Origin of the sequence: Erythrobacter sp. CCH5-A1, from assembly GCF_001557115.1 — a bacterium.
GTDB lineage: Bacteria > Pseudomonadota > Alphaproteobacteria > Sphingomonadales > Sphingomonadaceae > Erythrobacter.
On the sequence record NZ_LSKQ01000220.1, the window covers coordinates 1 to 9,901 of the forward strand.

The 9,901-nt window shown below is 61.9% G+C and carries 17 protein-coding genes and 1 pseudogene; 17 read left to right on the top strand and 1 reads right to left on the bottom strand.

Features of this window, described 5'->3' with window-relative positions; genetic code table 11:
- The 7 genes from AX708_RS13290 to AX708_RS13310 form a co-directional block, all read left to right on the top strand.
- Positions 1 to 389, top strand: a 389-nt coding sequence (locus AX708_RS13290) for a zincin-like metallopeptidase domain-containing protein (RefSeq protein ID WP_255358005.1), incomplete at its 5' end; no start/stop codon positions are given.
- 44 nt (positions 390 to 433) lie between these two features.
- Positions 434 to 1,084, top strand: coding sequence for a hypothetical protein (locus AX708_RS13295; RefSeq protein WP_066271452.1), 651 nt, complete (start codon positions 434 to 436; stop codon positions 1,082 to 1,084).
- A gap of 26 nt (positions 1,085 to 1,110) precedes the next feature.
- Positions 1,111 to 1,773: a hypothetical protein gene (locus AX708_RS13300; protein WP_067490228.1), complete on the top strand. Its 663-nt coding sequence runs from the start codon at positions 1,111 to 1,113 to the stop codon at positions 1,771 to 1,773.
- 7 nt (positions 1,774 to 1,780) lie between these two features.
- A complete protein-coding gene (locus AX708_RS13305; protein ID WP_066271446.1) occupies positions 1,781 to 1,990 on the top strand; it encodes a hypothetical protein in 210 nt (69 codons plus the stop codon).
- Positions 1,987 to 2,451 (top strand): hypothetical protein, encoded by a 465-nt coding sequence (locus AX708_RS19990; RefSeq protein ID WP_197425897.1) that lies wholly within the window; start codon positions 1,987 to 1,989, stop codon positions 2,449 to 2,451. Before AX708_RS13305 ends, AX708_RS19990 begins: the two co-directional genes overlap by 4 nt.
- Positions 2,452 to 2,619: 168 nt before the next feature.
- Positions 2,620 to 2,877 carry a CopG family ribbon-helix-helix protein gene (locus tag AX708_RS19995; RefSeq protein WP_066271440.1) on the top strand — a complete coding sequence of 86 codons (258 nt, stop codon included), beginning with the start codon at positions 2,620 to 2,622 and terminating at the stop codon, positions 2,875 to 2,877.
- A complete protein-coding gene (locus tag AX708_RS13310; protein WP_066271437.1) occupies positions 2,874 to 3,185 on the top strand; it encodes a type II toxin-antitoxin system RelE/ParE family toxin in 312 nt (103 codons plus the stop codon). Before AX708_RS19995 ends, AX708_RS13310 begins: the two co-directional genes overlap by 4 nt.
- A gap of 31 nt (positions 3,186 to 3,216) precedes the next feature.
- Here AX708_RS13310 and AX708_RS13315 read toward each other — a convergent pair whose 3' ends face one another.
- On the bottom strand, positions 3,217 to 3,702 hold the full coding sequence (locus AX708_RS13315) for a hypothetical protein (protein WP_066271458.1): 486 nt from the start codon (positions 3,700 to 3,702) through the stop codon (positions 3,217 to 3,219).
- Between the two features lie 253 nt (positions 3,703 to 3,955).
- Between AX708_RS13315 and AX708_RS13320 the strand changes: the two genes are divergently transcribed.
- From AX708_RS13320 to AX708_RS13365, 10 genes and pseudogenes are all read left to right on the top strand, one after another.
- The gene (locus AX708_RS13320) at positions 3,956 to 5,077 is read left to right on the top strand and encodes a hypothetical protein (RefSeq protein WP_155647082.1); all 1,122 of its coding nucleotides are present in this window, start codon (positions 3,956 to 3,958) and stop codon (positions 5,075 to 5,077) included.
- A 129-nt stretch (positions 5,078 to 5,206) separates the two neighbouring features.
- Positions 5,207 to 5,845 (top strand): hypothetical protein, encoded by a 639-nt coding sequence (locus tag AX708_RS13325; protein WP_066526151.1) that lies wholly within the window; start codon positions 5,207 to 5,209, stop codon positions 5,843 to 5,845.
- A gap of 41 nt (positions 5,846 to 5,886) precedes the next feature.
- Positions 5,887 to 6,171, top strand: coding sequence for a hypothetical protein (locus tag AX708_RS13330; RefSeq protein ID WP_067490231.1), 285 nt, complete (start codon positions 5,887 to 5,889; stop codon positions 6,169 to 6,171).
- A 107-nt stretch (positions 6,172 to 6,278) separates the two neighbouring features.
- A pseudogene (locus AX708_RS13335) lies at positions 6,279 to 7,128 on the top strand (hypothetical protein).
- A complete protein-coding gene (locus AX708_RS13340; protein WP_066526163.1) occupies positions 7,122 to 7,481 on the top strand; it encodes a DUF3768 domain-containing protein in 360 nt (119 codons plus the stop codon). The pseudogene AX708_RS13335 and the gene AX708_RS13340 overlap by 7 nt, the downstream one beginning before the upstream one ends.
- A 107-nt stretch (positions 7,482 to 7,588) precedes the next feature.
- Positions 7,589 to 7,942, top strand: a complete 354-nt coding sequence (locus AX708_RS13345) for a helix-turn-helix transcriptional regulator (RefSeq protein WP_155647025.1) — start codon at positions 7,589 to 7,591, stop codon at positions 7,940 to 7,942.
- A 9-nt stretch (positions 7,943 to 7,951) separates the two neighbouring features.
- Positions 7,952 to 8,452 carry an RES family NAD+ phosphorylase gene (locus AX708_RS13350; RefSeq protein ID WP_066526173.1) on the top strand — a complete coding sequence of 167 codons (501 nt, stop codon included), beginning with the start codon at positions 7,952 to 7,954 and terminating at the stop codon, positions 8,450 to 8,452.
- A gap of 167 nt (positions 8,453 to 8,619) precedes the next feature.
- Positions 8,620 to 8,919 (top strand): hypothetical protein, encoded by a 300-nt coding sequence (locus AX708_RS13355; RefSeq protein WP_066526175.1) that lies wholly within the window; start codon positions 8,620 to 8,622, stop codon positions 8,917 to 8,919.
- A gap of 52 nt (positions 8,920 to 8,971) precedes the next feature.
- Positions 8,972 to 9,478 (top strand): hypothetical protein, encoded by a 507-nt coding sequence (locus tag AX708_RS13360; RefSeq protein WP_066526177.1) that lies wholly within the window; start codon positions 8,972 to 8,974, stop codon positions 9,476 to 9,478.
- On the top strand, positions 9,475 to 9,901 hold a 427-nt coding region (locus AX708_RS13365), incomplete at its 3' end, for a DUF6878 family protein (protein ID WP_066526180.1). The genes AX708_RS13360 and AX708_RS13365, both read left to right, overlap by 4 nt.

A 9,901-nucleotide genomic window follows, 5' to 3' on the forward strand; every position in this document is an offset into this window, starting at 1 on the left:
GCTTGATTGGCAGAAGAGGACAGAAAGGACACGTTATGGATGGGACCTACCACGAGGCCGTTCACTGGTCAGGTGGCAAGACGCGGCTTGAGCGGACCTTCGGCAAACGCTTCGGCGACAAGGCTTATGCCTTCGAAGAACTGGTCGCCTCCATCGGTCAGTGCCTGATCTGTGCCGATCTCGGCCTGCCCGGTGAGCTCCATGACAATCATGCGAGCTACATCAGCCACTGGCTCGAGATCCTGAAGGGCGATTCCTCCGCGATCATTCATGCCGCGGCCAAGGCCGAACAGGCCTTCAGCTACCTCAAGGCATTCGGCTGCAGCGCCGCCAGCGAACGGTCCGAGCTCCCGTCGGAAGACACTCCGGCGCTGAAGCGCGCGGCATAAAGGGGAGGGGGAAGGGGGCAGGCGTCCAATCAAGGAGACTTCGGATGCCTGCCACCCTCCACCTCGACCTGCCCTTTCGCTTTCAGCGCGCGCTGCAGCCCGATGGCTTGCGGGTCATGCAGACTTGCAACGCCGCCCTCAACGATGCCATGGGCGATGCCCGGCGCGCCGGGCACGACCCCGATACCGACCCGGCCGTTCTCCTGCTCGGAAGACACCTGGGCCGCGTGGCCGCCGGCGAGTCCCCCGAGGCGATCCATCCTGAGGATGAGGCGCTGCGTACGGCGTGCGAACAGCGGATTGCGGAGCTGCGATCTGCCCCCATTCTGGTCCCGCTCGTTCAGCGCGGGCTTAACTGCGATCCCGATCTCATCCGGCTCTACAAATCTTCCGCGCGCGAAGCCTTGCGCTACCTCGCCCAGACGCTGTGTCTCGACCCTGCTGACTACAGCATTGAGCAAGAGCCGCATTTCACGGCCGACAACCCCGCGATCAGCCTGTTTGCCAGGAGCTTCTGCGTCACCATCGACCCTTGCCGGATAAACCCCGGACGGGAGATCGGATGGGTCAGAACCCATGGACGCAATGGGGCATGGGCAGGCCGGCAGCTGCGCGGTCCCATCGACCTCATGAGCAATATCGCCCGATTTGCCGCGACCCTGCGACGCGACTGCAATCTCAACCAGCCCGCCTGAAGCGGGCACAGCCGAAGGAATTTCTCATGGGATGGCTCTCAATGCCGCTGTCGAGCATGCACCCCCACAAGACGCCCAAGGAGTATCTCGATGCGCAGTTCACCTTCGAGCATCCCTATGACGCCGAAGGCAAGCGGATCGAGGCCGGGCCAGCTCACCCGCTCCCTGATGGGGCTTCCACCCGCGGCCTGCGCGTGATCGCGTCCTCCTGTCTGCGCAATAAGGTCTGGTATGCGGCCATCGCGCACGTCGAAAACGGCAAAACCGGAACTGTCTTCGCAGCCGTCGTGCTCGTGCGCTGGAATCCGCGTGCCAGCGACGGCTACGTGTTCGCTTACAAGGACATGGACGAAACTGCGGGTCCGTTCGAATGTGAGTGCCCTGAGCGCATCCTGCGACTGCTGGACCCGACCGACAATCATTCGGCTCTGGTCTGGCGCCGCCGCTGCATCCGCAATCTCATGCGAGGATCGCGCAAGCTCGAGGACGGAATGCAGATCCGGCTGCCGTCGAAAATCCGCTTCACCGATGGCTATGAAGGCGATGTGTTTTTCATCCGCAAGCGAGGCCGCAAAACCACGCTCGCACTTACCGCCGACGGACCTCCCTGCTACCAGATCAGCAACCTTGCGCGCAGGGAATTCACGATCATCCCCCAGACCCGCGTGCATAAGACCCTGTTCGGATAAGCGAGCCATGACCTGCCATCCTCTCACCGAGACCACATTCAGCCCGCGGCGCGGCGAGCTCTGCAGCCGGGAGAACGCTCACCGCGTCGCTGAGCGCCTCTTCGAGCACAAACACCGTCCGGTCGCGGTCATTCGCACCGGCGATCCGATCAAACCTTTCCATGTGACCGACGAAGAGGCGGCCGATGCTCACGTCGAGGTGGAGCTGCGCGCATGACCAGACGCCACAACAAGGTATGGGCAATCGGCCTGTCAGCCGTCGTGATCTCCCTCGGAGGTTGCACAAAAGCAGCAGCCCTCCCGCCAGCAGAACCCGTCACCGGCTGCCAGGTCACCGACGGCGATACCCTGCGATGCGGCGAGGAACGAATTCGCTTGCTTGCCATCGACGCCCCGGAAAAGCCGGGGGAGTGCCGAAAAGGGCGCACCTGCGCTCCCGGCGATCCATTTGCGAGCGAGCGCAACCTTCGTAACGCTGTAACTCCCACGATGACGATCCGGCGCGTAGGCACCGACCGCTTCGGGCGCACTCTGGCATTGGTCAAGGCGCAAGGTCGCGATTTGTCGTGCCATCAGCTTGAGAGCAAGGCCGCCATCTACAATCCGCGATGGGATAACGGCGGTTTCGTCAAGGCAATGTGCCCCGAGGCCGCCGCACGTCAGACAGCCAGTCGGTGAGCTCGGCATCAAGATATGAAGCGGGTTCTGCTGCTTGAACAAAACGGACGCATCAGCGCAAATCCAGATGCTGCAGACAGCGGGGTTTGCGCGAATCTTGAGATCCCGCCATAATTCGACTACAAGTGATTACATCCGCATCATAGCGCTGCAGTATTGAGACCGATCATGGGACACGAACCGGCAACATCGCCCATCACCATAAGGACCGCAAAGGACGTCGTGACAGAGATTGACGCGCTGGCCAGCGCGCTCGACCGGTCACGCAACTACGTCATCAATCAGGCACTGCAGCAATATCTCGAAGCCAATGCCTGGCAGGTGGAACGAATAAGGGCCGGACTTGCTGATGCCGAGGCAGGGCGGATTGTCCCGGCGGAAAGCGTCCATGCCGAGATTGCTACTCGCCATGGCTGGTCGCCTTGAAGAACCTCTTTTACGCGCAGGCAGCCATTGATGATCTCAGCAGCATCATCGACTACATCGCGCTCGACAGCCCCGCGGCCGCACAGGAGGTGTTCGAATCGATCGTTGCTGCGATCGAAAGGCTCGCCGATTTCCCCGATCTTGGACATGTGGGCAGGGTGCCCGGCACACGCGAACTGTCGATTACGCGCCTGCCATACGTGGTGGTCTACCAAGTGTCTGCCACTGCCGTGACGGTTGTTGCAGTATTTCATGGTGCGCGCGATCTCGCACGAGCCATCGCCGAACGCTCGCAAGGCAAACCATGAGACTGATCCGGTCGGCAACCAATGCCGATCTTCAGTCGGTGAGCTCGGGATCAAGATACCAAGATGGGCCTTGCGCGAAATCGCGCGCCACGGCGACCAGAGGACCATCGGGCTCACTGGCCACATAGGGACGCACCTGCGGCATGACGGGCAAGCGGCGCTTGAACAGCTTCCCCGCCACACGTCCACGCGCCTCGAGCAGCTCCTCCAGCCACATCAGATCATCGAGCATCTGGACGATCCCACGCCCGGCCAGAATGAAGTAAAGGCAGCGCTGATAGTCGTCGCAGCGATTGCCGAGGATCATGGACAGCTTGAGCTTCGCGCCGGGCTCGCCCTCGTGAACCCACTGAACCGCCTCGCGAAGCTCAACGGCAGCATAGTAGCCGTCATTGACTTCGGTCCCGATCGCGGCCGCTGCAAGCATTCTGCGCGTCGCACGATTGTGAGGATCAAGACTGGCGTCACGCAGAACCAGATCGAGATCAAACCGGCCGACAAGATTGGTGGGCTTCATGCTGAACATCTCCTTTGCAGTGAACATATCGTGAACGCGCTAGACCGTCAAACGCAATTGCAGTAGGTTACGCGGCATGTGGCTCGTCCCTCGACACTCAAGAGGCATCACTCTCAGAACGCCGGTTCCCGACGTAGTCCGCGACGCGCTTGTTCGCTGGTATGAGGGGGAGGGGAGCGAAGCCGATCACCGGGCAAGTGTCACAATGGTGACGAAGGCCCGAGCGCATGGACAGTGGATCGCCTGTAGCTGCATGGGCGATACCGACCCGCCCCCACTTATGTCAGCCGCCTACCTCTCAGAGGCTGAAACCTATTACCTGCGCCGCCTGACCAGCAAACGCCAACGCCGCCCCGAGCATGCAGCTGATTGTCCGTTTTTCCGCGAGCAGGCTCCCCAGCGCTTCCGTGAGAAGCGCTCCACTGAGGCACCGGTGATCGATGTGCCTGACGGCTTGTTCATCGCTCACCGCCTTGCCCCTGAAAAGCTGGCCGAAGCGCCCGCAGACAGCGAACCGGACGATCGCAGCCGGGGCGTCACGATTCCGCGCCTGGCCCGCCTGCTGTGGCAACTGATGGATATGGCCCACGTCAACGAAGTCCATCCCCTGCCGACGGGCCGCGGACGTAACATGACGATGGCCTCGGAGTTTGCGCGCTTGCGACATGCGGCGATGCGCCTCGAAATCGCCCCCGGCATTCCGCTATCCGCGCACCTTTACACGCATATCGATCCCTACGAGCGCAAGGCCGTCTTCGCTCGTCTGCGCAAGGCCGCCAGAACATGGCCGGAGGGCCTCGCGCCGCAGGCATTCCTTGCGCTCTATGCCAACGACATTTCGGGAACGACGCTGTTTCTGGGGCAGGGCAAGGAGCTCGACCTCAAGACCCGCGTCCAATATTCAGGATCGCTGATCGGACCTCCCTATCTCGTCCTGGTGGTCGTCGGCGAACATAACCCGCGCGACGGCTACGCCGCACTGCGCGCTTTCGCGCAGCCACTGGCGCGAACCTCAGCGTTCATCCCGGTTCACAATCACTATGAGCGCAAGGTGGCCTGCGATCTGCTCGACCTGCAGTACCATCTGAGAAAGCGCGGCATTGCCCTTGGCTTCAAGCGGCCGCTGTTCGACCTGCCCTCAAAGATCGGAACGGTGCGGCCGGACTTCGTCCTCGATATCCACGATTCCACCACCGGCGAAATCATCGAGACGGCGCTCGAAGTCATCACCAGCGAGGACCCTGAGTACCTTGCTGCGAAGCGCCATCAGCTTGCGCTTCTGGGCAAGGCAGGACGCGTGATTACCGCTCGGGCCGCCACGATCGATTCCCACGGAACGGGCGCGATCCTCAAGGCCAATCTCGGCATCGGCTGAGCGCGAGCGCATCCCGAGAACCCACCGCGCTTGCCGGCATATCCGGGGCACGGCCCCGACCCATGACAACCTCCAGGCTGTGAAAGGGGAGGGGGAGGAAATTGGTCAGATCCTGGAAGGAGATGACCAATGCCCAAATTCAACATGACTGAAACGCCGCGGGAGACCCTCTGGGGCGCGCCGCAGACCGCAACACAGCTGCTGCCCGGTATCTGGGAGGTGCACACATCCAGCCATGGCGGCATGATCCTGTCAGACGAACGTCAGGCAGCCATGCCGGCCGCGCTGCGCCTCGATAGCACCTCCTACGAGGAGGATGTTGACTGGGCACTTGTGGTGCTTGGCTTCGCCAACGAATTCGCCGGTCTGCCAACCAAGGGTTTCGATCTCCTTGTGCAGAACGCACGCGCAAGCGTCAGGGCATGGCACCCCGATCGCTATGCGGCTCACACAGGCGAGGCCGTCGAAACCAGTGACAGCCCCATCCTGCGCCGCCGGCAGGCGCTCACCGATATGATTGGCAAGTATGTCGTGGTCAGCGCCTCGGGCGACTGGGCAAATTGGGTCCCGCAGGGCCAGGTCGGTGTCGTCGCACGGCGTGTCGCCCGCGTCGATGCCCTCGGCCACGCCCATTACGAAGGCGATTCCATCCACGGACTGGTGGACAAGGACGCTTACGATAGCAGCCGGATCGTCAACGGGTTCGATGAGATAGGCGCTGTGCGCATCGCAGCGAGTGCGCCCGCGACCAAGGAGGTTGTGCTGTGAACCCCATGACGAACCCAGCGGTGGCCGCGCATGAATTTGCAATGATGCTTGCGCTGAGCACCGCCCACATGTCGCCGGGCACGGCGGCTGACTGGATGCCCCAATGTCCCTGGGCCTGCTTCGCCAAGGGCGAATGGGGCTGGTTCATGTATGTCTGCGACGATGTCGGCATCACTGAGGCCGCCAGCGTTCCCCTCGAAATCCGCTCCGCTCTCTATGTTGCCCGCAAGCTGCGCTGCCAATGGATCATGTGGGACTGCGACGGGCCGATAGTGGCTGATCTGCCCGAGTACGACTGGGGCACAGCAAGCGGACCACTGTCGTAATCGCCGGACCGGCCTGCGCCAAGCCCGCAGCCCGAGGCCGCGACCTCCTCGATCTTCCGCGCTCACCAGTGGTGCTCGCTTACGGCATCGGGGTTGATTCCACCGCAATGCTCATCGAGCTTGTCGCGCGAGGCGAGACCCCTGATCTCGTCCTGACAGCCGATACCGGGACCGAAAAGCCCTTATAACTGTCTCGACATCATCCGTCGATGGATGGAGGCCCACGGGATCGAATTCCAGATCTGCCGTTATCAGCCCCAGCGGTTCAAGCACTGGCCACCCTACGCGACGCTGATCGAGAACGTCCTCACGAATGCGACACTGCCATCGATCTCGCTCGGCCGCCACTCATGCAGTCTCAAATGGAAGATAGCGCCCCAGGACAAGTATATCGCCGGATGGCCACCAGCCATCGAGGCCTGGAACCGCGGCCAGAAGGTCGTCCGTCTGATCGGTTATGACGCTTCGCCGGCCGACACCCGCAGGCACGCGCACGCTCTTACGATCCCCAGCGAGCGGTTTAATTACCGCTACCCTCTACGGGAATGGGGCTGGACCCGCGATGATTGCGTCGCCCGCATCGAGGCCGAAGGACTTCAGGTCCCGCCGAAGTCGGCATGCTTCCTGTGCTGCGGCTCGAAGCCCGAAGAGATCCGCAATCTTCCGGCATGGTGCCTCCGGATCATCGTGCTGGTAGAGGCCCGCGCCGCACCGAGGCTCCGAACAGTCGAGGGCCTCTGGCGATCTTCAACGCGCACGAGGCCCGGCCGAATGACCGACTTCATCCGCGCCGAGCGCCTACTTCCTGATGGGGAAATTGACCGGATCGAGGCCGAAGCGCCCACGTCCCTGAAACTCTTCCAGGAAGCCGCCGCTGAAATACCACTTCCGGAGCGGCCACACCTTGCCGACTGGATCGCACGCTTCCAGCATCTATTGGAGACAACGCCATGCTGACTGAGCCAATCGCACGAGCCGAGCAGATCGCCAAACTCAACGATCGGGCACGTTCAGGTTTTGACCCCAGCGCTCGCATCATGTTTACACGCGGCTGCCTCGACGCGTTCTGCAGCGGCGACACCCCGAGCGGGCTTGTCGCACAGGCCGAGCTCATCAAAACCATGCGGCGCCACCGATTCGAGGAGGATGCCTACGGCGAGCGCGACTTCGGCGCGTTCACGTTCAGGGGTCAGAAAATCTTCTTCAAGATCGACTGCTATGACCTCAACCTGGAATACGGGTCCGAAGATCCCGCCGACGCGTCCATCACCGCCCGCGTCGTCACGATCATGCTTGCCTCGGAATACTGATAGTTTCACCGCCGTGCTGCGCCCAGCTCGAGACGACCGACACCCTGCGTGTTTGACTGGATTTTGTGCAGCCGATGCACTAAATCGTTTGAAGGAGACAAACGACCATGACCCATGCTCATAACCGGATGGTCGCCGACAATGGCGCGATCAATCCACGCGCTCTGGCAGAGCAGCTGCAGATTTCGCTGTCGGAACTTGCCGAGCTGGTCGGGGTGAGCCGCAACACGCTTGGAGCAGAGCCGCTCGGCAAAAAGGGGCGGGAATCCCTTCTGCCACTGGTGCGTCTGCTGACCCATGCCAGCGAAATCGCCGGCTCGCTCGAACGTGCCGTAGTGTGGTTCAAATATACACCGATCGTCTCGATGGGAACGAAGACCGCGATGGAGCACGTAAGGGATGGCAACATCGCGTGGGTGCATGGGCACCTCGAAAACGTCTACAACGGCGTTTACGCCTGATTTTTCGCCATGGAACCGACCATCTGTTACCGGGCGCATACGCCCGAATGGGCGTCCATGCCCACTAGCGGGGCCGGTGCTGCTAAAAATGGTGGCCGGTGGAACGCTCGCGGAAGGCCCGCGCTCTATCTCTCCTTCGACCCGCTCACGGCGGTCAAGGAAGCCAATCAACAGGTCCTCGATTTCATCCCGGTCACGCTGGTGCGTTACCAAGTTTCCGGCGGTCTCATCGCCGCCTACCACGACGCGGCAATGCGCAAGAAGCATGACCTCGCAGACGATCTGATGATCCGCCCATGGTGGGGTCCGCAATATGCGCAGAAGCTTTCGCCAAGCCAGGAAGCGGCCGAAGTCCTGATAGCGGCGGGACTCGACGGATTGATCTATCCCTCGACCCAGGCCGCCGGACGCAATCTTGTGCTGTGGCGCTGGAATGAAACCGAAGCGCCGCAAGTGCATGCGGAAGACAAGCACGGCCTGCTTCCCAAAAACCGCGATTCCTGGCGATGATCAGTCCGTAAGAACAGACAGACAGCACACCCGGCTAACGTGTGCGCATCGGCTGCCAGACATGTCTGCGATAAGCCATACCCCATAACCCATAACAGTGATCACGCGAGGTTCAGATGAGCAGACGGCAGGTTCCCCTCAAAAAGGAATGCACTGAAATCGACCGCGTGGTGGTGGGCTATGACCGCCCTCTTGAAACCTTCTTTGCGCAGGCCATCGCCATCGATGCGACCGGCGAAGAAGACTGCGTGATCTGGCAGGGCACATATCCCGGCGAACTGCCGACCCCGCGAAGCGCGATCGCGCTGATCGAGCACTACTGCAATGTGCCCGAAGACCTCGCGAGGCAGCTGGAGACAGATCGGCTTGCCACCCTCGCGCAAGCTGATGGCCCGAACCAGCAAGCCGCAAAGCGGGCCCTCATCATCGGCGAGGCCGAACCACCCCGGCCAAAGCCGGGCGGTTAAAGGGGAGGGGGAGGGGGCTTTCGATCCAACAGAGGATCGAAGGAGAACTCCCATGCCCATTATCATCGATATCGGCGTTGCGCCGGCGAACGAAGAGTGTGCGCAGCTCGGCATCACCCCCGACTTTGGCGCGGCAAACCGCCTCGAGGTGCTTGCCTACCGCGCGGCGATCATCGCCGTTCATGGGGCGCCGCCCTGTGGCTGCCGTCTGGAGCCGAAAAGCAGCCACCACGATTTCGGCACCTATTGCTCGCTCACGCTGATCGTCTCTGACGAGGCCCCTGCCAGCGCCGCACATGCCTACATAGCAAAGGTCGAAAGCGGTCTTGGCGATTGGACCGAGGCCGCCATGGCACCTCCCATCACCTACTGCGACGGCATCACGCGGTGGCACAAGCGCACCGCCTCCGACGTCGTGTTCGGCGTGCTGATGAGTACGCGGCCCGATGATGACGGGCAGTTCCGCATCCCTGCTTTCGCCACCATCCACGCCAACCTCTCGGCTGCCTACGAGGCCGAGGCCGCGCGCTTTGCCGCACTGCTGGGAGAACTCGCATGACGACGATAGCCGAATCCAGCGCCGCAACAATCGCGCGCGAAGACGCCCCCAAGCTGATGCTCGCCGCAATCTGCGCATGCGCAAAGCTTCACGGCATCACAACAATCACGATCAGCTACGACGGACACGGCGACGAAGGCGGAATCGACGGCATGACGCTGAATGGCCCCGCGCGCGAGGATGGCCGAGCTGCCCCCGAAATTGAGATGCCCGACATGCCATGCTCGACATGGACCGTTCCCTACCGCGGCGATGCGTTCGCGGTTGAAACAACATTCGAAAGCGCTCTGAATGATCTCGGCTATGAACTGATCGCGCAGAACCACGCCGGGTGGGAAAACGGCGAGGGTGCGTTTGGAGAGGTGATCATGAGACTGTTTAAAATTTTGTGCTCGGCCGTGGTAACTGCTTTCAGAGGAGACC

Excerpts from the sequence above, each read along its gene's own strand:
- AX708_RS19990 (WP_197425897.1), top strand. The coding sequence starts at position 1,987 with ATGACCAGACGCCACAACAAGGTATGGGCAATCGGCCTGTCAGCCGTC.
- AX708_RS13300 (WP_067490228.1), top strand. The coding sequence starts at position 1,111 with ATGGGATGGCTCTCAATGCCGCTGTCGAGCATGCACCCCCACAAGACG.
- AX708_RS13345 (WP_155647025.1), top strand. The coding sequence starts at position 7,589 with ATGACCCATGCTCATAACCGGATGGTCGCCGACAATGGCGCGATCAAT.
- AX708_RS13295 (WP_066271452.1), top strand. The coding sequence starts at position 434 with ATGCCTGCCACCCTCCACCTCGACCTGCCCTTTCGCTTTCAGCGCGCG.
- AX708_RS13305 (WP_066271446.1), top strand. The coding sequence starts at position 1,781 with ATGACCTGCCATCCTCTCACCGAGACCACATTCAGCCCGCGGCGCGGC.
- AX708_RS13315 (WP_066271458.1), bottom strand. The coding sequence starts at position 3,702 with ATGAAGCCCACCAATCTTGTCGGCCGGTTTGATCTCGATCTGGTTCTG.
- AX708_RS13360 (WP_066526177.1), top strand. The coding sequence starts at position 8,972 with ATGCCCATTATCATCGATATCGGCGTTGCGCCGGCGAACGAAGAGTGT.
- AX708_RS13320 (WP_155647082.1), top strand. The coding sequence starts at position 3,956 with ATGGGCGATACCGACCCGCCCCCACTTATGTCAGCCGCCTACCTCTCA.
- AX708_RS19995 (WP_066271440.1), top strand. The coding sequence starts at position 2,620 with ATGGGACACGAACCGGCAACATCGCCCATCACCATAAGGACCGCAAAG.
- AX708_RS13340 (WP_066526163.1), top strand. The coding sequence starts at position 7,122 with ATGCTGACTGAGCCAATCGCACGAGCCGAGCAGATCGCCAAACTCAAC.
- AX708_RS13330 (WP_067490231.1), top strand. The coding sequence starts at position 5,887 with ATGATGCTTGCGCTGAGCACCGCCCACATGTCGCCGGGCACGGCGGCT.
- AX708_RS13325 (WP_066526151.1), top strand. The coding sequence starts at position 5,207 with ATGCCCAAATTCAACATGACTGAAACGCCGCGGGAGACCCTCTGGGGC.
- AX708_RS13350 (WP_066526173.1), top strand. The coding sequence starts at position 7,952 with ATGGAACCGACCATCTGTTACCGGGCGCATACGCCCGAATGGGCGTCC.